The organism is Thalassobacter stenotrophicus, assembly GCF_001458315.1.
Classification (GTDB): domain Bacteria; phylum Pseudomonadota; class Alphaproteobacteria; order Rhodobacterales; family Rhodobacteraceae; genus Thalassobacter; species Thalassobacter stenotrophicus.
The window spans coordinates 35,765-61,844 of sequence record NZ_CYRX01000024.1 but is presented as its reverse complement, the minus strand read 5'-3'; the positions used below and the strand labels follow the sequence as shown (position 1 = coordinate 61,844).

Sequence of the window (26,080 nt, the reverse complement as noted above, 5' to 3'; positions counted from 1 at the left end):
TCAGATTTGCACGCTCGGGGCCTAGGCCTCGGGTGTGCGCCCGTTCCGCTTTTTCGGCGGTTTGGTTGGGTCATCCCCATTAGGATAGACCAACCCTGCCGAGATTACCAATTTGGCGGCGTCCTCAACGGACATATCCAAGATTATGATATCCTCTTTGGGCACGAACAGCAGGAACCCTGATGTTGGGTTCGGCGTGGTCGGCAAAAAGACCGAAACGATTTTGTCCTCACCCACGGTTTTGGTCGCGATCTCGGCCTTTGCATCGGTCGAGATAAAGGCAATCGCCCAAATACCTTTGCGGGGATATTCCACAAGGCAGGCTTTCTCGAACGAGGTTTCGGTTTGTGCAAAAATCGTCTCGGCGATCTGTTTCACGCCGCCATAGACTGAGCGGACAACAGGCACGCTTAGCACAAGGCTTTCGGCCCAACCGATCAGGGACCGGCCGATCAACCCCTTGGCCACCCAGCCCACAAGCATGGCAAATATGATGAAGACCACCACGCCAACGCCGCGAACGTTCACCTCAATCTGGTCCACGCCCTCAAATCCAAGGATACGGTTCAGCAGCTGCGTGGGTTGGTAGGCGTCGGGTACAAACGGCCAAACAAATCCGTCGATCCAACCGACAACCGTCCAGATCAGCCAGACGGTCAGCCCAATGGGCGCAATCACAATGAGTCCGGTTAGGAAATTGTTGCGAAGCCGCGCGAACAGCCCCACGCGTGGGGGTTTGGGGTCTTCGGGCATGGGAATTTGCATTGGGTGGTCGGTCTTTCCTCGGTCCTAGCCGCATATGTAGCGGTGCGCGGTGGGCCGCACAAGGAAGCGCGGAATTTAGCGCCGCTGTGTCGCAATTTCGCCCGCGATTTCAGCGGCGAGGCGTGCATTGTTCATCACGAGGGCAATGTTCGCCTCAAGCGAGGCCCCGTTTGTCAGCTCAAACAAACGCCGCAGCAGAAACGGGGTGACGGCCTTGGCGCTGATCCCGGCGGCGTCCGCCTCGGCTTGAGCCGTGGCGATGAGAGGGGCGAGGGTGGCCGCCGGGATTTCGGCCTCCGTCGGGATTGGATTGGCCACGAGCTGTCCGCCGGGCAACCCGAGGGCCGCGCGCATCAAATGTGCCTTGGCAATCTCGGCCGGGGTTTCGGCGCGTAGGGGCGCGGGCAGGGGGCTGGTCGCGGACCAAAACGCCGGAAAAGTATCCGTGCGGTAGCATAGGACCGGAACGCCTTGGGTCTCTAGGACCTCCAACGTTTTTGGCACGTCAAGGATCGCTTTCGCGCCAGCGGCGACGACAGTGACAGGTGTGCGCGCCAGCTCCGTCAAGTCGGCTGAGACGTCAAAGCTGGTTTCCGCACCCTTGTGGACGCCGCCGATGCCCCCGGTCGCAAAGACCGCGATCCCTGCGAGGCGTGCGCAGATCATGGTGGCCGCAACAGTGGTGGCCCCGGTCTCACCCGTTGCAAGGCAGTGCGCCAAATCGGCCCGGCTCAGCTTGCGCGCATCGCTCCGCTGCGCAAGCGCATCTAGGTCTGTATCCTCAAGCCCCACATGCAGCGTGCCATCCAGCACGGCCATTGTGGCGGGCACCGCACCGGCATTGCGAACCACGCCCTCAACCGCGCGGGCTGTTTCAAGGTTTTGCGGATAGGGCATGCCGTGGGTGATGATGGTGCTCTCAAGCGCCACAATCGGTGCGCCCTTGGCTTGGGCGGCTGCAACTTCTGCGCTCATTTGCATTGGCACGTCCAACATCATCTCGGTCCTTTTCACGTGTTTGACCTCGCGGATACGATGGTCCCGATTGCCCTAGTAGGTCTCGCCTGAGACGTAAATAGCCGCAGCCTCCAACGCCCGCTCAAGGGCAGCGTCGGGCGCGGCACCCTTGGCCTCCGCCGCGATATGAGCGGCCATAAAAGTGTCTCCTGCGCCGGTCACGCGAGTGACCATCACTTCGCGCGGCTGTGCGGTGAATGTCCCGCTTTGCGATCCACATGCTGCCGCGTCCCCGCCATTGGTGACCAGCACCCGGTGGACCCCGCGTCCGACCAATGCGCGCGCGGCATCCGCAGCGGTTCCATGACTTTCGCGGAGAAGTAGGTTCGCCTCTTCTAGGTTTACGTAAAGCGTGGCGCGCCCTGCGTGTAGAAAGGGGGTGAGACGCTCCGCCTTGCCGGGGGAGGCTGGTGCAATCCGTAGGTCCGTGCGTGCGAATGTTTCGCTGACCGCGATGTCAGACAACAGCGCCTCGGTTAGGTTGCCGTCTAACGCGATGATGCCCGCCCAGCCCTTTAACGTACCGCTTTCCAAGGGGCGCAGTATCTTGGCCCCAGCCTGCTCAAGTGAGTGAGCATCCGCAATTGCTGCGATCAAACCGTTGCCACCCTCGACCGCCATATAGGTGTCCGTTGGCAGGTCCTCTGATCGGTACAGGTGCGTCGTCACCATGCCCAATCGCGCACAAGCCGCGACCAATTCCTCACCCTCCGGATCGCGCCCGACTGTCGACAAAAGCGCGGGCTGCATTCCATACGCCTTGAGAGCCATAGCAATGTTCATCGCGACCCCGCCGGGGATACGGGTGATCCGTCCAGGCACATCTGAGCCCGCGCGCATGTGCGATGATGACCGCCCGATTATGTCCCACAAAACCGAGCCTATACATAAAACGTCTACGGCTTGCGGCATCATCGGCCCAACACCAATCGCAATCCAAGGGCCCCCATCACCACCGCCGCGCCGCGATCAAGATACAGCTTCGCCGCCATGTACCGCCGTTGCGCGGCTTGCGTGCTCAAAAGCATGGACAGCCCGGTATAAAACGCAATTTCCACCGCGAAATGGTTCATCACAATCAGTCCCTTATCTATCGCGCTTAATCCCGGCGGAAAAATCACAATCAGAACGGCTGCAGCAAACAAAGCGGACTTGGGGTTAACCGCTTGCAGCAATACTCCGCCCCGAAAGGCCCGCCCCGCAGGACGTAAATCTGTCTGAATGGGGGTGCGCGCGCCTCTCCACATCTGGATCGCAATCCAGATCAAATACGCCGCACCTACCGTTTTGGCCGCCCAATAGGCCCATGGAAACGCCGCAAATACGGTCTCTAGGCCCAGCAATGCTGCAGCCGTCCAAACGGCCGCCATTAGTCCCAGCCCAAATCCCATAGCGATCCCAGCACGACGCCCCGCTGATAGGGTCGTGCGAATGGCCATAACCAACGCTGGTCCGGGGGACAGGATCGCCGCCAGCAGGGTCAGATTAAACAGAATAACATGTTCAAAACTCAAAGCGGCTCTCCCTCACCAATCAGCGCACAACACCAAAAAGGCACCATATTGTCGAGCCTTGATAAACCCTACTCCGGCCATCTCCTTTGTTCCCAAAATACTCACCTCGCGGGGCCGAAGGCCGCGCAAGAATGTCATGCCGCGCAAGCGGCGCGTTCAGCTTACCCTTCGGGTAGCTTGGTCCAGCGTGCATCTAGCGCTTCAATGGCTGCCACGCGGTCCGCGGTCTTTGGGTGGCTCATCAACCAAGCCGGTGCGCCGCGCCCGCCCATACCGGTCAATGTCTCTAGCTTTTCCAGCAGTCGTTTTTGTGGCCCGGTGCCCAGCCCTGCCTTAACCATCAATGCAGCTGCATAAGCATCAGCCTCATATTCATCCTGCCGCGACAGACGCGCAGCCAGAATAGAGGTTAGCGCATTGGCAACCCACACGCCGCCAAAGGGCAAAATCCGACCCAGTACCGTCGCCAACACAACGCGGATCGCGTTTTGACCGGAAAAGTCGATCATCCGGCGGCGAGAATGCCCCAACGCGACGTGCCCTAATTCATGCGCCACCACAGAGGCCAATTCTTCCGCGGTGACTTCGCCCGCCTTGAATTTGCGGTAAAACCCCCGAGTCAGAAAAATCCGCCCGTCTGGTGCTGCAAGCCCGTTCACCGGCTCAATCTCATAGATGTGCACGCGGATGCGCGGGATATCGAGCGCTTTGGCCATGGATTTGGTCAGCCGCGCAATCTCTGGGTCGGCCAATTCCGTTGACTGTTGGTCCAGCATTTTCGCCGTCCGCCATGCGGAGAAGCGATACATCACCAGCCCATAGATGAGCGCGAGCAGGATGGGGGAAAACTTTAGCATCTGTCAGATATGGTGCACCCGCGTTGGGTTGCAAAGGGGGAGTGCCACACGCCACGCCCTATTTGCGCCATATTCTGGCCCTAGTCTGACCCTTGCAGTAAAAAATATAATACGACCAATATCATACCGCTGAGGCAAAGCGTGACAGGCATTCAACCCCTTTCTATTCGTCCCATAGGGGCGGAGGATTATTCTGTATGGCGCGCGCTTTGGGCGGGGTACCTTGCCTATTATGAGACATCATTGCCGGATACGGTGATCGACACGGCTTTTGAACGCTTGATGTCAGATGAGCCCACGACGTTTCAAGGACGCCTTGCCCTTCGGGACGGACAGGCTTTGGGCCTAGTGCACTATGTTTTCCATCCTCACATGTGGCGGGTCGAGCCGGTTTGTTACCTGCAAGACCTTTTCACATTGCCTGAGGCGCGGGGGCAGGGCGTTGCCCGTGCGCTTGTCCAATCTGTCTATGACGCGGCTGATGCGGCCGGGGCCCCGCGGGTTTATTGGCTGACCCAAGAGTTCAACTACAAAGGGCGGATGCTCTACGACCAAGTTGGTACCAAAACACCGTTTATTCGGTACGACAGGCCTCCGAAGTGAGGGGGCGTTGGGTCTTGGCTGCGGCGCTTGTGGTTGCGTCCTGTGCGCCAGTCGCATCGCCTTTGACCGACGCCGCACTTGAGGCTGAGGTTGCCGCCATCACTCTTCCCGCGATGAAGCGGTTCGATGGCGCGTTGCCTCGCCCCGTTCCCATGCCCAGCAATGCGCAACTGACGCAAGATTTTCTGGATCTGAGCTTTCAGCTCGAAAGCGGCCGTGTGCTGCCAGTGTTCACGCGGTTTGAGGGGCCAGTTACCGTGGCGGTTCTGGGAGATGCGCCTGATACAGTGGCCACTGATTTAGACGACCTTTTGGTGCGGCTACGCCGAGAGGCTGGCATTGACATCTCGCGCGCCAAAGAGGGACGTGCCGCCTCTATCACAATTGAGGCTCTCCCACGTCGAGAATTGCAAAGGCTCGTTCCCCAAGCGGCCTGTTTCGTGGTCCCAAATGTTGAAAATTGGGAGGATTACCTGTCCAAGCGGCGCGCGCGCTCAACGGATTGGGGGACGCTGATGGCGCGGACGCAGGCAGCGGTGTTTCTGCCATCTGATGTCAGCCCACAAGAAATTCGCGACTGTCTGCACGAAGAAATTGCTCAGGCTTTGGGGCCATTGAATGATCTCTATCGGCTGCCCTTTAGCGTGTTCAATGATGACAACCTTCACACCATTCTGACCAGCTACGACATGGCGATTTTGCGCATGACGTATGATCGTCGGCTCGCCACGGGTATGGACGTTGAGCAAGTTGCAACCGCCCTGCCAGCGATTGTAGCGCGGGTGAATAAACGCGGCGCGCCGGTGCAAGATCAACTTGCAAGCGACAGTTCAGAGGCTTGGAAACGCGCGCTCAATCGATCCCTTCAGCCAGGACTGCCTGCGCGGCTGCGGGCTTCTGCTGCGGCGCGTGCGATTGATTTGGCCCGCGCGGCAGAATGGAATGACACGCGCTTGGGCTATTCGCTCTTGTCGTTCGGTCGTGCTGCACTTGGGGTCCAACCCGAAAGCGCGATTGCCGCGATTGTTGAGGCGGCGTTTGTGTTCCGAGACGCCTACGGTGAAGAGGTTCACACCGCCCACGCCATCGTGCAACCCGCGGCCTTTGCCCTAACATCTGGGCAGCCGGATGTGACCCTGCGACTGGTCGAGGGCGCCTTGCCTGCCGCGCAAAAAGGCCAAAACGCGGCTCTTTTGTCGACGTTGTTGTTGCTGCGCGCTGAGGCGTTGGAGGAAACAGGCCGCGTTTCCGAAGCACGAGCCGTCCGCGAGGAGGGCAAGGCGTGGGCACTCTATGGCTTTGGCTCTGCGGCAGAAGTGCGCCGCCACGTCGCAGAGGTTGCTGCTCTGCGCCCTGGGGTCTAAGTAGCGAGCTAACCCACAACACGAGGCTTTCATGCTCTATTCCGCAACGACCCTCCTTGGTGCCCTGATTGGCGGTTTTTTCGCCCGAAAGAAGGGCGGAAACCGCTATGATATCGCGCAATATGCGGCTGTTTGGGCCGTGCTTGGCTTTATGATCGGAATGTTCGCCACGATCATCATTGGCCGCGTTATCGAAGGGTAATCCGCGATGTTCCTGCGCTTTTTTGACCAGCTACGTACGCATAATGTGCCGGTCTCGATGCGGGAGTTTTTGACATTTTTAGAAGGTCTTAGCGCGGGTCTCGTGACCTATGATGTTGAGGCGTTCTATTTCTTCGCTCGCGCTGTGATGGTGAAGGATGAGCGTAACCTTGATAAATTCGACCGCGCCTTCGCGGCGACTTTTGAAGGGTTAGAGGCGCTAGATATGGGGGCCGTCCTCGAGGCGGTGAACCTGCCGGCCGATTGGCTGGAAAAGATGGCCGAAAAGCACCTGAGCGCAGAGGAAAAAGCTCAGATCGAGGCGCTTGGTGGTTTTGACAAGCTGATGGAGACGCTCAAAGAGCGTCTGAAGGAGCAAAAGGGCCGCCATCAGGGTGGCAACAAGTGGATCGGGACGGCAGGCACCAGTCCCTTTGGGGCCTATGGCTATAATCCCGAAGGCGTGCGGATTGGCCAAAACGAAAGCCGCCACCAGCGTGCTGTTAAAGTCTGGGATAAACGCGAATTCAAGAACTTGGATGACAGTGTTGAACTGGGCACGCGCAATATCAAAGTCGCCCTTAAGAGGCTGCGCAACTGGGCGCGCGACGGTGCAGCAGAAGAGTTGGACCTAGACGGGACGATCCGCGCCACGGCTGAGAATGGCTATCTTGATGTCAAAACCCGCCCCGAGCGGCGCAATGCTGTCAAAGTGCTTTTGTTTTTGGATGTTGGTGGGTCTATGGACCCGCATATTCGTGTTGTGGAGGAGCTGTTTTCAGCCGCGCGCGCCGAATTCAAACATCTTGAGTACTATTATTTCCACAACTGCCTCTACGAGGGCGTGTGGCGTGATAACCGACGCCGTTGGAATGAGGTCACGCCCACGTGGGAGGTTCTGCGGACTTATGGGCCGGACTACAAATGCATCTTTGTCGGCGACGCGAGCATGTCACCCTATGAGATCGCTTATGCAGGCGGTGCGAATGAACATTGGAACGAAGAAGCAGGGCAGGTCTGGCTGAACCGCGCGCGTGAGCAGTGGCCCCAACACCTTTGGATCAACCCGGTGCCAGAGCATCACTGGTCCTACACCCAGTCTATCGACATGATCCGCACCGTGTTCGAGGATCGGATGGTTCCTATGACCCTTGAGGGGATCACCTCAGGCATGAAGTCGTTAACGGCCGGCTGACGCTTTAACCATTTTTCCGGGGTGCAGCGGCGCGTTTACCCGCGCCGCGCCATGAAGGCCAAACGTTCAAACAAATGAACATCCTGTTCATTTTTCAAAAGCGCACCGTGCAGTTTGGGCAGGGCGGATTTGGGGTCCATTTTCAGGTCTGCTGGGTCCAGGTCTTCCGCCAGCAGCAGTTTGAGCCAGTCCAACACTTCGGAGGTCGAGGGCTTTTTCTTCAACCCTTGCTGTTCGCGCACAGTATAGAATTGCGTCAACGCGGTGGTCAGCAACGCTTCCTTGATCCCGGGGTGATGGACCTCAACAATCTGCTTCATCGTTTCCATGTCGGGAAACCGGATGTAGTGGAAAAAGCAACGCCGCAGGAACGCGTCGGGCAGTTCTTTTTCATTGTTCGAGGTGATGATGACGATGGGCCGTTGCCGCGCTTTGACCGTTTCGCCCGTCTCATAGACGAAAAATTCCATCTTATCGAGCTCTTGAAGGAGGTCGTTGGGAAACTCGATATCGGCTTTGTCGATTTCGTCAATCAGCAACACAACCCGCTCCGGGGCGTCAAACGCCTCCCACAGCTTGCCGCGTTTGATGTAGTTTGCGACGTCATTAACCCGGTCATCGCCGAGTTGACTGTCCCGCAACCGGCTCACGGCATCATACTCATACAGGCCCTGTTGGGCGCGCGTCGTAGACTTAATATGCCACTCAAGCATCGGCAGGCCGAGGCTTTCGGCAACCTGCCGCGCCAGCTCAGTTTTGCCCGTTCCCGGCTCACCCTTAACCAATAAAGGCCGTTCCAGTGTGATGGCTGCGTTCACCGCGACGGTCAAATCTTCGGGAGCTACGTATGTTTTGGTGCCTGTAAACTGCATAAAGCCCGCTCTAGTTGTTTGTTTCGACTACAAAGATTAACTCTACGCCATAAATTAGTAACTATGGTAAATCAATTCGTGACTCAGGGGGCGTTGGGATGTATTCGGGTCGCAGGGTGACCGGATGACTTTAGATATTAACAAAGTCTCTTCCGGTGGAAATAGAGGAAGTGATATGAAAGCCGAAACTTTTCTCCCGGAAGACTATCGTCCCGCCGAGGACGAACCTTTCATGAATGATCGTCAGACGGAATACTTCCGGCGCAAGCTGCTTGCGTGGAAATCCGATCTTATTGACGAAACCGCCAGCACGATTGAGGGCCTTCAGGGTGGCACACGTAACATCCCAGATGTTGCGGACCGTGCGTCTGAGGAAACCGACCGCGCGCTGGAATTGCGCACGCGGGATCGCCAGCGCAAGCTGATCTCCAAGATCGACAGCGCGCTGCGCCGGATCGATGAAGGTGAATATGGTTACTGCGAGGCGACCGGCGAACCGATCAGCCTCAAGCGGTTAGATGCGCGTCCGATTGCAACCATGAGCCTTGAGGCGCAAGAGCGTCATGAACGTCGGGAAAAAGTCCATCGCGACGATTAAGTCGACGCTTCGGACTGGACCAAACAGCAAGCCGCGCCCCATATTGGGAGCGCGGTTTTTCTTTGGGGGCATGCGGTGATCATCGGGGCAGAGGTGACAGTTTTGGGCGCGGGTATCGGTGGACTCGCCGTGGCTACGGCGTTGGCGCAACGCGGTGCAAACGTCCGTGTGCTTGAGCAGGCGGATGAAATCGCCGAAGTCGGTGCGGGCATTCAAATCAGTCCCAATGGCGTCGCGGTCTTGCGCGCCTTGGGCATTGGTCCCGTTGGTGGGGCCAGCTCGGCTGTTTCGTTGTGCGATGGCGCGTCGGGGGGGCAAGTGTTGCGGATGGCCTTGCCTGAAGGTTTTGAACTGGTCCATCGCGCCGACCTTATCACGGCATTGGCCGCCGCTGCGCGCGATGCAGGTGTTCAGATCCAGCTAGGTGAACGTGTCGAGAGCGTGGACGCGGATGGTACGCAGGCCGTCTTGCGCATGGTTGACGGGACCGCGTCGCGCCAAGACATCTTGATCGGCGCGGACGGGTTGCATGCCAAGACACGCACGGCCGTTCTGGGTGATATTGCGCCCTTTTTCACAAAACAGGTCGCGTGGCGTGCGTTGATCCCGGGCAGGGGGGAACCTGCTGAGGCGCGTGTGTTTATGGGGCCGGGCCGGCACCTTGTGACCTATCCCCTGCGGGGCGGCGCGCTCACAAATATAGTGGCGGTGGAGGAACGCGCCTCTTGGGCGGAGGAGGGCTGGAACCACACCGATGATCCCGCGAACCTGCACGCGGCGTTTGCGGGGTTCTGCCCAGAGGTCACAGATATGTTAGCGCAGGTTGAGGCCGTGAACATCTGGGGATTGTTTCGGCATCCTGTCGCGGATCGGTGGTCTCGCGGAGCGGTGGTTTTGTTGGGGGACGCGGCCCATCCGACGCTGCCTTTCTTGGCTCAAGGGGCGGTCATGGCCCTAGAGGACGCGTGGGTTTTGGCGGATGCGCTGGCTGTTCACGATAGCCGCGACCAAGCCTTTGCGGCCTATCAGGCAAAGCGCAAACCCCGCGTGACCCGCGCGATTGAAGCGGCGAATGCGAATGCCCGGAATTACCATCTGGCTGGTGTGAAAAAGACCGCGGCGCATGCAGGGCTGCGGATGATCAACGCGGTTGCGCCGCAGCGGATGCTGTCGCGGTTTGACTGGCTTTACCGTCACGACGTGACGCGGGGCGATTAGTCCCCCTTAAGATGTGCTGCGACGGATGCATGTAGCCAATCGTCAAGGGCCACGGCCATCGCTGCCCGATTACCGGCTCGGGCAGCGGCCACACCAACGATCCGCCATTCGCCGTCAGATTTGATAAGGAGGGGCGAGCCGGAGTTGCCGCCCCTAACCGGACATTCCACGCCCATGAGCCGCCCGCGCCCGGGCCCAACGGGGCAATCAAACGCGCCGCTCAACCCGCCCTGTGCGCCTGCGTGATAGCCAAGCAAGGCGACGGGTTCGTTGTAGATTGCGGCCCCAGATAAATCCGCTAATGCCAGCGGTGGCACGCCCGTCACCGGCACCGACAAAACGGCGAGTGCGATGTCATTTTCAAACTGCAAAGACCCGATGCCCCCGTAGTCAGGGTGCCGCAGAGTGCGCGCAATCGCGATGGAGGGATTGCGGCGCCCGACCCGCCAGCCGGGGGCGAAAACCGCGTTGCTCGGACCGGCGGCAAGGCAATGCGCTGCTGTTAACAATAAATCAGGGGCGATTAACGTTGCGGTGCATCCTTGTGATGTCTGAAACTTGGGGTCAGGTCCCAATCTGCCAATAGCGTCAAAAGCAGGTGCGTATGTCAGGGGTAGGCGGGGCAGCCCGTCTTGGGCCAAGCCGGGGGTAGCCCCTAGCAGCAGGCCCAAAAGGGCTGCGAGTGTCGAAAACCTGCCCAGAACGTGTCCTCCGCTAACTTTGGTATCGTGTGGTGCCGCGCCGGTTTACGTCAAGTGGTAAGGCCACATGCAACGGTTCATACGCGCGTTGGGCACAATCAAGACGCGGGCAGATGTGGCAGTTGATCCCGATTTGGGCGATGGGGGCCTCGGCGCGATCGTGCGGGTCGGCGTAGCGAATGCGGTGGGCATGGGTTTGCTCGCACCCAAGCGTGACGACCAGTCGTCGCGGTGTGTCCTGGTGCTGGGTCACGGGGCGTGGCGTCGTGCGCGAAATGGTGAAAAACTGCCCTGTATCGGGCAGCTCAACCCGTTGGGGCAGGATCGTATCAGGGGCGGCAAACGCGCTGTGCAGGTTCCAGACCGGGCAAGCGCCGCCCTGATCGGCTAGGGTAAAGGGTGTCGCATTGAACCGCTTGGTCACATTGCCGGCAGGGTCGATGCGCAGGAAAAAGAACGGCACGCCTTCCGCGCCTTTGCGTTGCAATGTCGTTAGGCGCTGGGCGACTTGCTCGAATGAGACAGCGAACCGGGTTGCGATCCGATCGAGGTCGTAGCGGGTGTCCTCGGCGGTGCGAAAGATCGCGTCGTAGGGCATCAAAAGGGCCGCGGCAAAGTAGTTGGCCAGCTCCACGCGGCACCGCTCTTGTCCGGTTTCGGTCGGGATGTTCGCGTCAGTAATCAGTGTCTCCAACAGCGCGCTTACGCTCACGAGGGCAAGGACATGCGCAAGTTGGAAGGTGCGGTTCACCGGGTCCAGCGCCTCTGAAATCAGGACCCTGCTTTCGGCAATATCAAACACGCGCAAGGCTTGTTCCATTTCCTCAACTGGGGCAAGGGTGACTTGTAGCCCATAGGCCTGTTTCAGGTGGCGCTTGAGGTTGGCATAGAGGTCATCGTTTGCGCCCCCGATGGCGTCACGCGCAGCCTCGGCTGCGGCCTCAAGCGGGGGGAAGTGATTCCCGTGACTGCGGAAAAAGGTGTAAATTGCGGTCTCTGCCCGGACGGCTTGGACACTGCCAGAGGCGTCATCTCGGGTCAGTTTGCGCATCGAGTGCTGTAGCGCCTCGTGATTTGCGTGCAATTGCAAGAAAAGCTTCACCACCGTGGGGGCATGGTCCAATGCGGCACGCAACTCAGAGATGTCGGGTGCTTGGTTTGCGAACATCGGGTCCCGAAGGCAGGCGCGCAGATCTGCAAGTTGCGTGGCGGAGCTGTCTTTGACCAGGTGATGGGCGTCGATGCCATAGGCTTCGCTAAGCGCCATTAACACGTTAACAGACACACTCCGTTGATTATTTTCCAAAAGGTTAATGTAGGCAGCAGACACGCCCAATTTGCGGGCCATCTCTGCCTGAGTGTCCGTATTTACCTTGCGAATATGCCGTATTTGGGGGCCAATAAGTGTCTTAACCATATTTACAACATAACAGATAATAAATTTGTTGTCGAAATAATTAACAACAAAACACGATTAATTTTGGAACATTCTTTCACGAAGATATTTCTTGGATCATCCTGCACCTTACACGGCACGTTCAGCGTGCAGCAGAAATCACATGGATTGGGAGGTCCTCCGTATGACTTTGAAACTTACAAGACGCTTGTCTTTGGCACTTGCAGCATCCGCAGCACTGGCCGCCACTGCCCCCGCATTTGCTTCTGATTGGAAGCCGTCGAAACCTGTCGAGATGGTGATCATGGCGGGCCAGGGCGGCGGGGCTGATCGCTTGGCGCGGCTGTTCCAGTCCATCATCCAAAAAGAAAACCTCGCCTCAATGCCGATCCTGCCGGTGAACAAGGGTGGTGGTTCGGGCGCTGAGGCGCTGCGGTACCTCAAGGACAAAGAGGGCGATAACCATGTGATTATGGCAACGCTCAACAGCCTTTACACCACGCCGCTGCGCACAGACATCGGCGTGAACATCGAAGAGTTTACGCCAATTGCGCGAATGGCTCTGGATACGTTCGTTTTGTGGGTGAATGCCGACAGCGATATCTACACGCTCGACGATTATGTTGCTGCGGTCCGTGCCTCGGGCGGCCAGTGGAAGATGGGTGGCACCGGCACTGGGCAAGAAGACAGCTTGGTTACATCCATGCTGGAAAACGAGTTCGGTCTTGAGATTACGTATGTGCCCTTCAAAGGGGGCGGTGACGTGGCTAAGAACCTCGTAGGCGGCCACATCGATAGCACTGTTAACAACCCGTCCGAGCAGTTGGGCTTTTTCACCGCTGGTAAGTCGCGCCCCATCGCGACGTTCACGCCCACACGGTTGGCGGCTTTCCCCGACACACCAACCATGACCGAGTTGGGCCATGAACTGGTCTATGACATGCAGCGGTCCTTTGTGGCACCAGCGGGCATGGCACCAGAGGCCGTCGCCTACTACACCGAAATGTTCGAAAAGCTGAACGCCTCGGAAGAGTGGCAGACCTACACATCCGAGAAATCCCTCGCGCCAGATTTCCTGACGGGCGATGCATTGGGGGAATACTTCCTCGTGGAACGTGAAAAGCACGCCTCTCTGCTGGAGATGAGCGAGCAAGGCTCCTGAGCTTAATCCGGACATAAATGATTACAGGCGCGCGGGGGAAACTGCGCGCCTGTTTGGGTGGGAAAGTTGAGACTATCATGCTGACTGCAGATCGCGTTCTTGCCGCGGGGATTATGGTCCTTTCGGTATATTTTATGTGGCACGCCAGTGCGCTCCCCATTGGGTGGAATGGGATGACAGGCGGGCCGGGGGGCGGCGCCTTTCCGTTCTGGCTCTCGGGGATCATGTTCTTGTGTGCAGGGGGGATTGTCCTGCGTTCATTCAAGGACAGTGCACCCTTCGCCAAGGATGACACACCGTTTTTCGACCCAGATACGCTGAGGTCTGTTGTGGTGGTGACGCTTGCACTGACGGCGACTGTGGCGGCCTTGCCGTTCGCGGGTGCCTATATTGCGATCCCGATGTTCCTGCTTTGGTACCTCAAGATCTACGGCAAACATGGTTGGGTTCTGACCGGCGCACTCACCATCTGCACACCCGTCTTTTTATTCTTTTTCTTCGAAGTCACGCTCAAAATCCTGCTGCCCAAAGGCTGGACAGAGCCGTGGTTCTTCCCGCTATACGCGCGCTTCTTCTAGGGGACCTCGGCTATGGAACTGCTTGGATACCTTGGCGAAGGCTTCGCCACATCATTGATGCCCATCAACATCCTGATCGTAATGATCGGGGTCACGGCGGGCCTGTTCATAGGCGCAATGCCGGGGCTGGGTTCGGTCAACGGGGTGGCCATTGTGCTGCCCATCACCTTTATCGTGCCGCCGTCGTCTGCCATCATTCTACTCTGTGCGATCTATTATGGCGCGATGTACGGGGGCGCGATCAGCTCGATCCTGTTGGGTATTCCCGGCGCGTCAACGGCAGTCGCGACGACCTTTGATGGCCGACCAATGGCGCAGCAGGGCAAGGCGGGGCTGGCCCTGATTGCTGCGGCGGCCGCATCTTTCGTTGGTGGCACGATTTCGGTCGTGCTGTTCACGCTGTTTGCTGTGCCCCTTGCGGATGTGGCCCTCGCGTTCGGTCCGGCTGAGGAATTCGCGCTTGTTCTGTTGGCATTCACCACCTTTGTGGGGCTTGGCGGTGATGACGTCCTTAAAACGATCATCATGATCTGTCTCGGCCTTGTGCTGTCGGCCGTCGGGCTGGACCTTATTTCTGGCGATCCGCGTCTGATTTTCTTTGACCAGCCAGGGTTCTATTCGGGGATCAGTTTTCTGGTGCTCGCCATCGGTATCTACGGCGTGGGTGAAATCCTCTACACGATCGAAACCCAGAAAAGCGCGCCGCAAGTCACACCTGCCAAGATCACCTTCCGCGAGTTGTGGTACGGCCTGAAGGAGATCAATAAACTTTGGAAAACCATGAGCTTCGGCTCCTTTCTTGGCTTCTTTGTTGGTATGTTACCCGCAGCAGGTGCGACGCCTGCAGCGCTTATGTCCTATGGCATCGCAAAGCTGCTTTCCAAAAAGCCGGAGACCTTCGGCAAGGGTGCGATTGAGGGCGTTGCAGCCCCCGAAACGGCGAACAACGCAGCTTCAACAGGGTCGCTCTTGCCGATGCTGACGCTTGGCATTCCCGGCTCACCCACGACAGCGTTGTTGCTGGGCGGCATGGTCATGTGGGGGCTGGTTCCCGGCCCGATGTTGTTCATTGAACAGCCCGATTTTGTGTGGGGCCTGATTTCGTCGCTTTACACGGCCAACCTATTTGCGGTGCTGGTTAACCTGGCACTGATCCCGCTGTTCGTCTGGGCGCTTCGGATGCCGTTCACTGTGCTGTGTTCACTGGTGTTTGTGCTGTGTCTGGTCGGGGGCTTTGCGCCCAGCCAAAAGCTACATGATGTCTGGCTGATTGTGGGCTTCGGTGTCGTGGGCTACGTTCTGCGCAAAGCGGACTACCCTATGGCGCCACTGGTGCTGGCGCTCGTGCTGGGCCCGTTGATGGAACGCAGCTTCCGCCAGACATTGATCGCGGAGCAGGGCAATATGATGGCCTTTGTTGAGCGGCCAATATCGGGCACATTCATGGCGATTGCCGCACTCTTCTTTGTGCTGCCGATGTTGAAACACGTAAAACGCCTGTTGCGGCGCGACCTTTCGCCTGCAGAATAAAACCAATTAAGATTTACAAGACGAGGGATGGATTGATGGAAACGAGCTTGAAAGCGTTGATCGCGGATCATGCCGGGGATGCGCCTGCGATTGGGGCGCCGGGGCGTACGTGGCTCAGCTACGGCGCGCTGCGGACCTTGGGGGATGAGGTCGCGACGGCACTGCATGGCATGGGGATTGATGCCAGCGACCGCGTGGCCATCGTGCTGCCCAATGGGCCCGAAATGGCGACAGCTTTTGCCACTGTGGCGCAGGCCGCCACAACTGCCCCCCTGAACCCTGCATACCGCGAAGATGAATACGTGTTTTACCTTGAGGATTTGAACGCCAAGGCCCTGCTCGTCGAAGGCGGCTACGACGGCCCGGCCTTTGCGGCGGCTCAGCGGTTGGGCATGGCGATTATCCGCCTCAGCGTGCCTGAGGGGGCCGCGGCGGGGTACTTCACGCTCTCGTCCGACTTATCTGGCAGCGCGTCGCGCGCACCGGCAGCTGACGACGTGGCCCTGATCCTGCATACGTCCGGCACCACATCGCGGCCCAAAATCGTGCCTTTGTTGCAGTCTAATGTTGCGGCCTCTGCCCAGCATATCCGGGACAGTCTAGACCTCACGCCAGAGGATTGCTGCATGAACGTAATGCCGCTGTTTCACATCCACGGATTGATTGCCGCGGTGTCCGCGTCACTTGCGTCGGGGGCTTCGATCTTTTGTACGCCGGGCTTCAACGCGTTGAATTTCTTCGCAATGATGGAGGAGGCGAACCCAACATGGTACACCGCCGTGCCCACAATGCATCAGGCGATCCTGACCCGTGCCAGCCGCAATCGCGACGTGATTGATGCCGCGCGCCTCCGGTTCTTGCGGTCCTCGTCGGCGTCCTTGCCCGCGCAGGTGATGCTGGAACTGGAAAAAACCTTTGGCGCGCCCGTGATCGAAGGCTACGGCATGACCGAAGCTGCGCACCAGATGGCCTCCAACCCGTTGCCCCCGCGCGCCCAAAAGCCCGGTGCCGTGGGTGTAGAAGCAGGTCCCAAGGTCCGCATCGCGCATGAGCTTGAGAACCACTTGATCGAGGGCACCGGAGAGGTCGTGATCTCGGGCCCGAACGTCACCCCCGGCTACGAAAGCAACCCGGACGCTAACGCCAAAAGTTTCTTTGAGGCGGACGGCGCGCGGTGGTTCCGCACCGGTGATCAGGGCGCCTTTGATGAGGACGGCTACCTGCACCTAACAGGGCGGTTGAAGGAAATCATCAACCGTGGCGGCGAAAAGATCAGCCCGCTGGAGGTGGACGGTGTTCTGCTGGATCATGCCGATATCGCGCAGGTGGTGACCTTTGCCTTGCCGCATTCCAAGCTTGGCGAAGAAGTCGCGGCCGCCGTTGTCCTAAAAGAAGGCAGCACCGCGACGGAACGCGATATCCGCGACTTCGCGGCTGAGCGCATGGCCGACTTCAAGGTGCCGCGCAAGGTGATCATCATGGATGAGATCCCCAAAGGCGCGACTGGTAAAATGCAGCGGATCGGCCTCGCCGAAAAGCTGGGTTTGGTAGAGAAAGCCTGAGCCTATGAAAATCTGTGTATTCGGCGCCGGCGCGATCGGCGGCTATATGGGCGTGAAATTGGCGCAAGCCGGGGCGGACGTGTCCTTGGTGGCACGCGGCCCGCATCTGGCCGCCATGCAAGCCAAGGGCTTAACCCTGATTGAGGAAGACGGCGCACCGCAAACCGTGGGCGTCACGGCCAGCGATAATCCCGCTGATCTTGGTCCTCAGGACTATGTAATTGTCACGCTCAAGGCTCACTCGGTGCCCGCAGTCGTGCCCAACATGCAGCCGCTGATTGGGCCAAATACGACCATCGTGTCGGGCGTAAACGGCGTGCCGTGGTGGTATTTTCACAAAATTGGTGGCGCGCTGGAAGGTACGCGGCTGGCCAGTGTTGATCCCGGCAATGCGCAATGGGACGGCTTTGGTCCAGACCGCGTGTTGGGCTGTGTGGTGTACCCAGCGGCTGAGGTCCAAGAACCCGGCACCATCAAACATATCGAAGGCAACAGGTTCTCATTGGGGGAGCCTGACGGATCAAAATCCGAGCGTGCCATGGCGCTGTCCAAGGCGCTGTCTGCGGCGGGCCTGAAGGCGCCCGTTCGCCCACGGCTGCGCGATGAGATTTGGGTGAAGCTGTGGGGGAACCTGTCGTTTAACCCGATCTCGGCCCTGACGCACGCAACACTCGACGTGCTGTGCACCGACGAAGGCACCCGCCCCGTTGCGCGCAACATGATGCTAGAGGCGCAAGCCATCGCTGAAAAGCTGGGCGTCAAATTTCCCATAGACGTGGACCGTCGGATCGACGGAGGAGCCGCTGTCGGCGCGCACCGCACATCCATGTTGCAGGATTTGGAACAGGGACGGCCTATGGAAATTGACGCCCTCTTGGGGTCCGTGCAGGAGCTTGGCCGCGTGACAGACACGCCCACGCCGATCATCGATACGGTCCTCGCGCTCACCAAATTGCGCGGCCGCACAGCGGGGTTGTACGGGGCATGAGCATCAAAAATATCCTTGTCGCCTACAACGGCCTGCCCGGCTCAGACGCCGCCCTTGCCGGGGCGGTTACCGTGCAGAAATACTTTGATGCGCATCTCAATGGTCTGTTTGCGCATGGCAATCCGATGCTGTCGCGTCAGATCAAGCAAAACTGGATGCCTGCGGCGGTACAGGCCGCCATTCTAGAGGCCGCCGATAGCCCGACAGCCGAAATTCAACAAAAGTTCTTTGAAGCGTGCCGTAATGTCCCGGCAGATAAGCTGCATTGGATCGATAGCGGCGGCTCAGTGCAGCGCACGGTGGCGCGGTATGCGCGGTTGTTTGACCTAACTGTGCTCGGCATGCACGAGACCAACGATGAGCATAACTTGGCGCACATCGAAATTCATCCCGATCGCGTGGCCTTTGACAGCGGGCGCCCTGTGATGACCTTTCCTGCGAACCACACGGGAAGTGTGTTTAACGGGCGTGCCGTGATTGCGTGGGATGGTGGGCGCGCAGCGGCGCGGGCCTTGGCGGATGCAATGCAAATCCTGAAAACCGAAGCCGAGGTTGAGATCGTCTCTGTCGGGCGCTCGCCCCTCGCGGACAGTTTGCCGGGGATCGACGTGGCAATGGTATTAGATCGGCATGACGTCAAAGTCACGCTAACCGAACTCCCGCGGGAGCGGCGGCCCATCGCGGATACGCTTGTTTCACATTGTGAAAAAACCGGCGCTGGACTGTTGGTGATGGGGGCGTATGAACATTCGCCCCTGCGCGAAGGTCTGATCGGCGGGGTTACCCATGACATCGCCGCGCGGGCCAACATTCCGGTCTTGATGAGCCATTAATTAACGCCCACGCGGATGGCCGCGCGGGTGCCGCCCAGGTCTGAGAAGGCGCGCGTCCGACAGCTTAGGACGATGATCTGCTGGTTCTGCGCGGTCTGGGCTAGCATGGTAAACATCGCCTCGATCCGCGCATCGTCTGTGTGCACCAGCGCGTCGTCCAAAATGATCGGTACGTGTTGGCCTTGTTTGGCAAACAGACGGGCAAAGGCCAGCCGCGTCAGGATCGCAATTTGCTCATAGGCGCCACCCGAAAGCACATCGAGGGTGTCGGTCACACCGTCGCGTGTGATTGAGCGGACAAGCATTTTATCAGGGTCCAGATCGAACGCGGCCCCGGCGTGCAATTGCGCCAAAAGTGGTGTCAATTCGGCCCGTATGGGTGCGAAATAGGTCTCCTGCGCGGCTTGCCGGGCATCCTCTAGCTCTTGGATCAACAATGCCCAGGCCTGCGCTTCTTGGGCATAGCGGGCCGCACGTGTGCGGGCCTGAACCAACTGCCCCTCGGTCTCAGCCAGCTTTTCTTCTACGCCGGCATCTGCTTGCACACCGATCTCAGCCGTTAGTCCCGCGAGTTGTAATTCAAGCGCGCGGCGTTCCGTTTCATCGGCGGTTTGTGCCCCGATCAGGCGTTGGTGCGCGGCTTCTAGGGCGCTCACATCCGGTGTGATGGCTTGCAGCGTCGCGACCTCCGCGTCGGCCTTGGCGCGTTGCTCGGCCAGTGAGGTGCGCTTTGCCTCTAGGTCGGTCCGTTGGCTGTCTTCATCAGGGGCGGGGGCTAACGCCTGTTGTTCAGTGGCAAGCCGCTCTAACGCGCCGGTGGCCTTTGCACGTGCGGTGATTGCTTGGGTCACGGCCTGTTGCAGTGCGTCTAGGGGCGCACGGGCGGCCTCAATCTCTGCGTCCAGCTTATGCGCGGTCTGATCTAGCGTTTGAGTGGTTTGCGTCTCATGAGTTGGGGCAGGCAAGGGCGCATCTGCGGCATGGTCTAGCTCCGCGCAAAGCGTGCGCCAGGTTGCTTCCAGCGCGTCCGTGCCATCCGGCGCCAAGGCCGCGATCTGCGCCCTGGCCGTTGCGGCACCTGCCTTGGCCTCTTGCCGCGCGGACAGGGCTGCGCGAGCGGCTGGCACGTCGGCGACGCCAAGGGCTGCCAGCTGTGAGGCCATCTGTGTGCGCAATGCGTCGCGCTTGCCCCTGTCTGCAGCCGATCCGGGCACAAGCCGCACCGCGCCGTACCCCTCAAGCGTTATCGTCATGTCCGCGTCGATCGGCAGATCGGTTTCTGGGGCAATGAGGGCGCCATCGCGCGTGGCCTTGGCATGGCCCTCGGGGCGCAAGACCACCTTGGCGGCTGCCGCGTTATGGCGCTCCTCCGCGACTGTCAGGCTGATCCGTAAGGCGTCCAATGCTTCGATATCGGCTGATGTGACCTCGGGCGTCGTGCTGAGCGCGGTTTGCGCGTCCTGCAACGCGGCGCGCGGTGCGATCAGTGCGTCTCGGGTGCGGGTAAGGGCGCGCAGGCGGTCCCATTTCTGTGCGGTCGCTTGCGCTTTTTGTGCGGCCTGACGTGCGGCTTCAAGGTCTTGGCGGTCCGCTTGAGCCGTGGCGAGCTTTTCTTTTTGCGCACTCAGCGCTTGGGCCGCTGACGCCTCCGCCTGCGTGGCCTTTGCATGAGCGTCCTCTTGAGCCTTTAGGTCCCGCAGAAGGGTCGCGCGGCGGTCACGCATCGCGTCCATATCCCGGAGGGATTGGGCGACCAAAGCCTCCTCTCGGGTGATCAAATCCAGCGCTGCGGAGGCTTCGTTGAGCTTGGCAAGATGCCCTTGCGCGGTCTTGAGTGCCTCAGCCGCCGCTTTGATTTTCGCGGCTCTGGTCTGGGCAAGTTCGGGGTCATTCAGGGCACTCAGCCGCGCCTTGGCACTGCGTTTCTGGCTGAGCGCGGCAGAAAGTTTGCGCACCTGTTGCTGCAACTGATCACAGCTCAGCTCAAGCGCTTCAGCGGTATCCTCAGCGTCTTTCCAGGGGCCGTTTGCCTTGGGGCGGAGGGTCTTGGTGGCCAGCGTATCCAGTTCTGCGCGGGCGCGGCCAACGATCCGGTCCATGCGCCGCCCGCCGGTTACGGTGTCAATCTGGCCTTGCACGCTCGACATCAGATCGCGCCGCGCGGCGAGGTTGTCCGCATCTTTGTCGCGGCCGGTTGGGTCCACATGGCTCATACCTTGGCGCACCCACAACAGACCCGTCGGTCCTTTGTGCGCGCGCAGGATATGCGCCTCGATCCAAGCTTCCGCATCACCCGCTTGTTGCACGATTGCGCCCGTGCTCGCGTCGATCACTTGCGCGCTGCGCTGTTGCAGGTAGGTTTTCTCGATCCGATAGTTATGGCCATCCAGCTCAATCTCAGCCGCGATCTGAACCGGCCCGCCGGAGTGCGGCTGTAACGATTTCACCTCCTGCGACTGCGAGCTGTGGGCTGAGAACAGCAGGACGTGCAGAGCGTCAAAGAACGTCGATTTGCCCTGCTCGTTTTCGGCTGTGATCGTCGTCAGGCCATCCCCAAACGGGCCGATCTGCGCGGTTTGGCCCGCAAAGCGGCGCACATTGTGCAGTTTGAGGCTGCGCAGCTTCATGCCTCTCGGTCCTCTTGCGCGAGGTGAAAGAGGTGGGTCAGTGCGATTTGCGCCACTTGCGCGTCCTCAACGCTGCGACCTGTTAGGTCCGTGGCGGCCATCAAGTTGTCTGCCGCTGTGCGCAGGGCACCGGCCTCTGCGATCAGGTCCAGATCGGTCACAGATTGTGCGATGCCAAGGGTATCTGCATGCACCTCAAAGTGGTGAAAGTCTTCGCGCAACCCCTCACAGGCGGACAAGAGTGCAGCATGATCCGACAGCCCCAATCGACCGCTGAGCGTGAGTTTCACAAGCGCCGTGTCACGGTCTTTCTGAGGCAACGTCTGGGCCAGTTGGTCGAGCGGATCGACCCCCTCAAGGCACTGTAAGTTCAGGTCGTGCCACTGGAACGTGCCCAAATGTATTGGGGTGACAACAGGCTCGGCTCCGGGGGCCGGGATATCGACCAACAGCGCCCCGGCCGGTGGGTGACCCTTAAAACTATCGGGCTCCGGCGTCCCCGCGTACCATGTGCGCGGGGTCAGCTGCATTTGTCCGTGCCAATCGCCGAGGGCGAGGTAATCTAGCCCAGCCGTTTCGGCTCGGTTCGGGGGGATGATCGCGGGCGTCGCAGCCTCGGACCCGAAATCGACGACGCCCCCATGGGCAAGGCCGATGCGGATGCGCCCCGGTGTTTCGTATTGTGCGGTCCATGCCGTCAGGTCCATGCCGGGCGCACGCACGGTGGGCGGGCAGGGCAGGATCGCGACATCCTCCCCAATCTCAATTACCTCCGGTGCGAGGGCGAGGCGCAAGTTGTCGGGCGCGTCGCGGGCAATCCGCTCCCACAGCTCAACCGCGGCGAGGCTGTCGTGGTTGCCGGGCATCAAAACCCATGTCACCTCTGGCACGTCGGCGATGGTACGAAGCGCGCGGTTGATGGTTTTCGCGGGCGGTGTTTCCGCGTCAAACGTGTCCCCGGCGATGACGATGACATCAGCCTTGTGGTCCCGCGCGGCCTGTCCAATCGCGCGCAGAGCCGTCAGCCGTGCGTGACGCAAAGCGGCGCGTGTGTCCTCATCAAATCGGCCAAAAGGTTTGGCCAGATGCAGGTCTGCGGTGTGAAGAAAACGCACGGGGTGACGGGCCTTTGGGTCGCGCGGCGAGGCCGCTCATGAACCGGTACTGTGCCCAAGCCTATGCGGGATCGCAAGCCGACAAACCCTGCTCAGTCAATCGCGGCAAAGCCCGTGATCAACTGGCGCAAGCCCAAGGCTGCTCCTAGAAAGATGGCGGCAAAAGTGACTGGCGCGCTGTAGGCAAGGACCGAGAACGCCGAAATCCCTTGGCCCACGCTGCACCCCATCGCAAGGATCGCCCCGGGTCCCATTATCGCAGCACCCGTCATCTGGCGGCGCAATTCGCGTGGGTCATCACAGGCCTCCCACCGGAAGTGGCCCTTGGAATAAGAGCCAAAAGCCGCGCCGATCACCACACCCAGTACCGATCCGACGCTAAACGACAGCGCGTTGCCCGAGGCGGTCATGCTGTAGTAAATCGTATCCCCCAAAGGGGCGGCAAAGGCATGGGTCTCGATAGGTTCAACCTCAAACCCTGTGGTCGCGATCCAGTATGTGCCGAGCCAGCCGGACACAATCGCAAGGCCAACGACAGCACCCCAAAAGACCTTGGAAGGACTGTGCCGCATCTCAGATTTGGAGAGGGCGAACAGCAGAAGACCGCCGCCAAACAAAAGCCCCGTCGTCAGGGGCGAAATGCCAAAACCATCGAATAGCTGCGTAAAGCCCTGTGGTTGAAGCGCGTTGTCCTCAATCGGAAACAGCCAAACGCGTGTGGAGGCGAGCGGGCCGGACATCACGAAATAAGCGGACAACCCCATCACTAATACGATGACAAACCCGCGCAGATCGCCGCCCCCCAAACGCGCCAGCGCGCCGTAGCCGCAATTGCCGCTCAGCGCCATGCCGTAGCCAAACATCAGCCCGCCGATGATTGTACCAACGGGGTTCCACTTGCGGTCCAGATAGGTGACGCCGTCGGTGCCGAACCAGCCAAGGCTCAGGGCGATATGTGTGCCCAAGATCGCCACGCCGATCGCGATGGCCCACATCCGCAGGCGCAGATCGTCACCGCCATAGAGGTAGTCTTCGATAGCACCCAATGTGCAGAACCGCCCAAACCGCGCGGCCATTCCAAGCGCTATGCCACCCATCAATCCGATGAGTGCAACAGTGTTCGCTTCTCCGAGTACGTCTAGCACGAGAGCCCTCCCCTAACCTGTTTGCAAGGGGCTTGTTGGCTCAATCCTCCCGGCAGAATAGGTCGTATACAACTTCCATGATCTGTTTGGGGCGGTCATCTGTCAACCTGTAGTAGATCGCCTTGCCGTCACGGCGCGGGGTCACAAGGCCTTCAAGGCGCAGGCGCGACAGCTGTTGGGACACGGCCGCTTGGCGCGCGGACAGCAATTCCTCTAGCTCCGTTACCGACTTTTCCCCTGATGCCAAATGGCACAGGATCATCAAGCGGCCCTCATGACTGATCGCTTTCAGGAAGTTGGACGCGCGCTGGGCGTTGTCCATCATCCGTTCCATATCGTCCGGGCAGGTGTTGGCGTCAAAGACGGGTAGGCGCGAGGCTTGGCTCGCAGAGGTGTCGGCTTGGCTTGTCATATTGGGTGTCATAGTCGATCAGCCCGCCTCGTCAAAAGGGATATTTGCACGATCAAACATTTTGCCGAGCAATCCCCAGAAAAAATCTTCACCCGGATAGCCTTCGATCCGACCCACCTCAACGCCGTCTTGGACCAAAATGAAGGTCGGCGTAAAGCTGACGCGGCGCACGAATGCCACATCCGGGGTGTCGCCATGAAGGTCATAGCGCACCAGCGGGGCGGTCCGGCCCTCGGGCGTTTTGGGGTAGATGTGAGAGATTTCCTCATTCCACTGCGCACACCAATAACAGCCCCGTTCCTCAGCCATGAATAGCCGGACGTCCGCCACAACGGTTTGGGGCAGCAGAGTAAAAAGCAAAATGGCCAATGGTTTGAGCATGGGGTGCGCGGCTCTTATTGACGAAAATCTATCACTTATCATAATCTAATGTTTGAATATCACAAGGCAAGGACCCCTGCGGCATGTTCGATGTTACCCTTTTCGGCGCGCTATTTGCAGGCCTGCTGTCTTTCTTGTCACCCTGCATTTTGCCGATTGTGCCGTTCTACCTGAGCTATCTTGCGGGCGTCGGGATGAACCAGATTTCGGCGCAGGCAGAAGTGTCGCGCGCAGTGCGGATCCGCGCGGTGATTGCGGCGTGCTGCTTTGCGTTGGGGGTGATCACGGTCTTTGTGGGGCTGGGCGCGACTGCGACGGTTTTTGGCGGAATGGTCCGTGAATACTTTGACGTTTTGCGGTGGGTCGCGGCGGCTATCATCATCGCGATGGGGCTGCATTTCCTAGGCGTTGTACGCATCGGCGTGCTGTACCGGCAGTTTCGCGCGGACGCGGGCACCACATCGAACGTCAGCCTTATTGGCGCCTACGTGATCGGGCTGGCGTTTGCCTTTGGCTGGACGCCTTGCGTCGGGCCGGTGCTGGCCGCGATCCTGTTCACAGCCGCGGGACAGGACACCGCAGGGCAGGGGGCGTGGCTTTTGTTCACCTACGGGTTGGGCATGACCCTGCCATTCATTGCCGCCGCCCTGTTTATTGGACCGTTCATGGCGTGGATGGTCCGGTTTCGGCGGCATCTTGGCCTGATGGAAAAGCTGATGGGGGCCTTTTTGATCCTGTTCGGCGTTCTGATCGCGACGAACTCGATCAACATTATCGCCAACTGGATGCTGGAGCATATCCCGTGGTTTGGCACGCTCGGCTGACGGATTATGAAACCATGGAGTGGGAGAAACCCGATGAAATTCTTGATGACATTGATTTGGACTTGCCTGTTCGCCACGGCGACTTTCGCGGCTAATATTGGCGATGATGGCCTGCACAAAGCCTCTTGGATGCGAGATACGTTCAAGGATCTGAACGAAGACCTTGCCGAAGCCACGGCCGAGGGCAAACGCCTGATGATCCTGATTGAGCAGCGCGGCTGCATCTATTGCAAGAAGATGCACGAAGAGGTCTTTGTGGTGCCCGAGGTGGCCGATTATATCGACGAGCATTTCTTTGTGGTGCAGATCAACATGTTCGGCGACGTCGAGGTGACGGATTTTGACGGCACAACCTTGCCCGAAAAAGACATGGTCAAACGGTGGGGCGCGTTGTTCACGCCGAGCCTCTATTTCTTTCCCCAAAAGGTTGAAGACCCTATGTCCGCGCCACAAGCTGCGGTTGTTCACATGCCAGGGGCCTTTGGACGGTGGACAACGCTCAACCTTTTGACTTGGGTTGTTGAGCAAGGCTACGCCGGAGATGAGCCTTTTCAGAAGTACCATGCCAGAAAATTTTCTGAGCAAAATGAATGACTTTCTGCGGGCGCAAAAAGAATATTGC

27 protein-coding genes are annotated in these 26,080 nt (G+C 59.3%); 14 read left to right on the top strand and 13 right to left on the bottom strand.

Annotation, left to right across the window (positions count from 1 at the left end; all coding sequences use genetic code 11):
• Positions 1–21: 21 nt before the first annotated feature.
• The 5 genes from THS5294_RS06825 to THS5294_RS06805 all read right to left on the bottom strand — a co-directional run bounded on the left by THS5294_RS06825 (position 22) and on the right by THS5294_RS06805 (position 4,153).
• A complete protein-coding gene (locus THS5294_RS06825) occupies positions 22–765 on the bottom strand; it encodes a DUF502 domain-containing protein (RefSeq protein WP_038008128.1) in 744 nt (247 codons plus the stop codon).
• A gap of 75 nt (positions 766–840) precedes the next feature.
• A complete protein-coding gene (locus THS5294_RS06820) occupies positions 841–1,746 on the bottom strand; it encodes a pseudouridine-5'-phosphate glycosidase (RefSeq protein ID WP_370736575.1) in 906 nt (301 codons plus the stop codon).
• Between the two features lie 69 nt (positions 1,747–1,815).
• Positions 1,816–2,694 carry a PfkB family carbohydrate kinase gene (locus THS5294_RS06815; protein ID WP_058123195.1) on the bottom strand — a complete coding sequence of 293 codons (879 nt, stop codon included), beginning with the start codon at positions 2,692–2,694 and terminating at the stop codon, positions 1,816–1,818.
• Entirely contained in the window at positions 2,694–3,296 is a 603-nt protein-coding gene (locus THS5294_RS06810; RefSeq protein ID WP_058123147.1) for a LysE family translocator, read from the bottom strand. Before THS5294_RS06810 ends, THS5294_RS06815 begins: the two co-directional genes overlap by 1 nt.
• 161 nt (positions 3,297–3,457) lie before the next feature.
• On the bottom strand, positions 3,458–4,153 hold the full coding sequence (locus THS5294_RS06805; RefSeq protein ID WP_058123146.1) for a M48 family metalloprotease: 696 nt from the start codon (positions 4,151–4,153) through the stop codon (positions 3,458–3,460).
• A gap of 141 nt (positions 4,154–4,294) precedes the next feature.
• On the opposite strand from THS5294_RS06805, the gene THS5294_RS06800 reads away from it, so the two are divergent.
• From THS5294_RS06800 to THS5294_RS06790, 4 genes are read left to right on the top strand one after another with little or no spacing between them, the layout of a single operon-like run.
• A complete protein-coding gene (locus THS5294_RS06800; protein ID WP_082644967.1) occupies positions 4,295–4,756 on the top strand; it encodes a GNAT family N-acetyltransferase in 462 nt (153 codons plus the stop codon).
• Between the two features lie 14 nt (positions 4,757–4,770).
• Positions 4,771–6,120, top strand: coding sequence for a DUF2927 domain-containing protein (locus THS5294_RS06795; RefSeq protein ID WP_233486427.1), 1,350 nt, complete (start codon positions 4,771–4,773; stop codon positions 6,118–6,120).
• 31 nt (positions 6,121–6,151) lie between these two features.
• Positions 6,152–6,322 (top strand): apolipoprotein acyltransferase, encoded by a 171-nt coding sequence (locus THS5294_RS18220; protein WP_116903954.1) that lies wholly within the window; start codon positions 6,152–6,154, stop codon positions 6,320–6,322.
• Between the two features lie 6 nt (positions 6,323–6,328).
• The gene (locus THS5294_RS06790; protein WP_058123144.1) at positions 6,329–7,516 is read left to right on the top strand and encodes a vWA domain-containing protein; all 1,188 of its coding nucleotides are present in this window, start codon (positions 6,329–6,331) and stop codon (positions 7,514–7,516) included.
• Positions 7,517–7,551: 35 nt separating this feature from the next.
• Here the strand turns inward: THS5294_RS06790 and THS5294_RS06785 are convergent, their stop codons facing one another.
• The gene (locus THS5294_RS06785; RefSeq protein WP_038008137.1) at positions 7,552–8,388 is read right to left on the bottom strand and encodes an AAA family ATPase; all 837 of its coding nucleotides are present in this window, start codon (positions 8,386–8,388) and stop codon (positions 7,552–7,554) included.
• Between the two features lie 175 nt (positions 8,389–8,563).
• On the opposite strand from THS5294_RS06785, the gene dksA reads away from it, so the two are divergent.
• Together dksA and THS5294_RS06775 are read left to right on the top strand one after the other, a co-directional pair.
• Positions 8,564–8,986 (top strand): RNA polymerase-binding protein DksA, encoded by a 423-nt coding sequence (gene dksA, locus THS5294_RS06780; protein ID WP_038008138.1) that lies wholly within the window; start codon positions 8,564–8,566, stop codon positions 8,984–8,986.
• A gap of 75 nt (positions 8,987–9,061) precedes the next feature.
• The gene (locus tag THS5294_RS06775; protein ID WP_058123143.1) at positions 9,062–10,204 is read left to right on the top strand and encodes an FAD-dependent monooxygenase; all 1,143 of its coding nucleotides are present in this window, start codon (positions 9,062–9,064) and stop codon (positions 10,202–10,204) included.
• Here THS5294_RS06775 and THS5294_RS06770 read toward each other — a convergent pair.
• Both THS5294_RS06770 and THS5294_RS06765 read right to left on the bottom strand, forming a co-directional pair.
• The gene (locus THS5294_RS06770) at positions 10,201–10,845 is read right to left on the bottom strand and encodes a trypsin-like serine peptidase (RefSeq protein WP_058123142.1); all 645 of its coding nucleotides are present in this window, start codon (positions 10,843–10,845) and stop codon (positions 10,201–10,203) included. The two genes, THS5294_RS06775 and THS5294_RS06770, sit on opposite strands and share 4 nt — an antisense overlap.
• 73 nt (positions 10,846–10,918) lie before the next feature.
• Positions 10,919–12,322 (bottom strand): helix-turn-helix domain-containing protein, encoded by a 1,404-nt coding sequence (locus tag THS5294_RS06765; RefSeq protein WP_058123141.1) that lies wholly within the window; start codon positions 12,320–12,322, stop codon positions 10,919–10,921.
• A gap of 163 nt (positions 12,323–12,485) precedes the next feature.
• On the opposite strand from THS5294_RS06765, the gene THS5294_RS06760 reads away from it, so the two are divergent.
• The 6 genes from THS5294_RS06760 to THS5294_RS06735 all read left to right on the top strand — a co-directional run bounded on the left by THS5294_RS06760 (position 12,486) and on the right by THS5294_RS06735 (position 18,954).
• Positions 12,486–13,463 (top strand): tripartite tricarboxylate transporter substrate binding protein, encoded by a 978-nt coding sequence (locus THS5294_RS06760; protein WP_058123193.1) that lies wholly within the window; start codon positions 12,486–12,488, stop codon positions 13,461–13,463.
• Positions 13,464–13,540: 77 nt separating this feature from the next.
• Complete coding sequence (locus THS5294_RS06755) at positions 13,541–14,041, top strand: tripartite tricarboxylate transporter TctB family protein (protein ID WP_058123192.1); 501 nt, start codon at positions 13,541–13,543, stop codon at positions 14,039–14,041.
• A gap of 12 nt (positions 14,042–14,053) precedes the next feature.
• Positions 14,054–15,571: a tripartite tricarboxylate transporter permease gene (locus tag THS5294_RS06750; RefSeq protein ID WP_058123140.1), complete on the top strand. Its 1,518-nt coding sequence runs from the start codon at positions 14,054–14,056 to the stop codon at positions 15,569–15,571.
• 35 nt (positions 15,572–15,606) lie between these two features.
• A complete protein-coding gene (locus tag THS5294_RS06745) occupies positions 15,607–17,133 on the top strand; it encodes an acyl--CoA ligase (RefSeq protein WP_058123139.1) in 1,527 nt (508 codons plus the stop codon).
• Between the two features lie 4 nt (positions 17,134–17,137).
• A complete protein-coding gene (locus THS5294_RS06740; RefSeq protein WP_058123138.1) occupies positions 17,138–18,121 on the top strand; it encodes a 2-dehydropantoate 2-reductase in 984 nt (327 codons plus the stop codon).
• Entirely contained in the window at positions 18,118–18,954 is an 837-nt protein-coding gene (locus tag THS5294_RS06735; protein WP_058123137.1) for a universal stress protein, read from the top strand. The genes THS5294_RS06740 and THS5294_RS06735 overlap by 4 nt, the downstream gene beginning before the upstream one ends.
• Here the strand turns inward: THS5294_RS06735 and THS5294_RS06730 are convergent.
• The 5 genes from THS5294_RS06730 to THS5294_RS06710 form a co-directional block, all read right to left on the bottom strand.
• Positions 18,951–21,581: an AAA family ATPase gene (locus THS5294_RS06730; RefSeq protein ID WP_058123136.1), complete on the bottom strand. Its 2,631-nt coding sequence runs from the start codon at positions 21,579–21,581 to the stop codon at positions 18,951–18,953. The genes THS5294_RS06735 and THS5294_RS06730 overlap by 4 nt on opposite strands.
• Positions 21,578–22,696 carry a metallophosphoesterase family protein gene (locus tag THS5294_RS06725; protein ID WP_058123135.1) on the bottom strand — a complete coding sequence of 373 codons (1,119 nt, stop codon included), beginning with the start codon at positions 22,694–22,696 and terminating at the stop codon, positions 21,578–21,580. The genes THS5294_RS06730 and THS5294_RS06725 overlap by 4 nt, the downstream gene beginning before the upstream one ends.
• 92 nt (positions 22,697–22,788) lie before the next feature.
• Positions 22,789–23,841 carry a YeeE/YedE family protein gene (locus THS5294_RS06720; protein WP_170863242.1) on the bottom strand — a complete coding sequence of 351 codons (1,053 nt, stop codon included), beginning with the start codon at positions 23,839–23,841 and terminating at the stop codon, positions 22,789–22,791.
• Positions 23,842–23,881: 40 nt separating this feature from the next.
• Positions 23,882–24,253: an ArsR/SmtB family transcription factor gene (locus THS5294_RS06715; RefSeq protein ID WP_038008165.1), complete on the bottom strand. Its 372-nt coding sequence runs from the start codon at positions 24,251–24,253 to the stop codon at positions 23,882–23,884.
• A gap of 18 nt (positions 24,254–24,271) precedes the next feature.
• The gene (locus THS5294_RS06710; RefSeq protein WP_052068502.1) at positions 24,272–24,634 is read right to left on the bottom strand and encodes a thioredoxin domain-containing protein; all 363 of its coding nucleotides are present in this window, start codon (positions 24,632–24,634) and stop codon (positions 24,272–24,274) included.
• Between the two features lie 83 nt (positions 24,635–24,717).
• Here THS5294_RS06710 and THS5294_RS06705 point away from each other — a divergent pair, with 83 nt between their 5' ends.
• The gene (locus THS5294_RS06705) at positions 24,718–25,458 is read left to right on the top strand and encodes a cytochrome c biogenesis CcdA family protein (RefSeq protein WP_058123134.1); all 741 of its coding nucleotides are present in this window, start codon (positions 24,718–24,720) and stop codon (positions 25,456–25,458) included.
• A gap of 33 nt (positions 25,459–25,491) precedes the next feature.
• Positions 25,492–26,052 carry a thioredoxin family protein gene (locus THS5294_RS06700; RefSeq protein WP_058123133.1) on the top strand — a complete coding sequence of 187 codons (561 nt, stop codon included), beginning with the start codon at positions 25,492–25,494 and terminating at the stop codon, positions 26,050–26,052.
• The last annotated feature ends 28 nt before the right edge of the window (positions 26,053–26,080 follow it).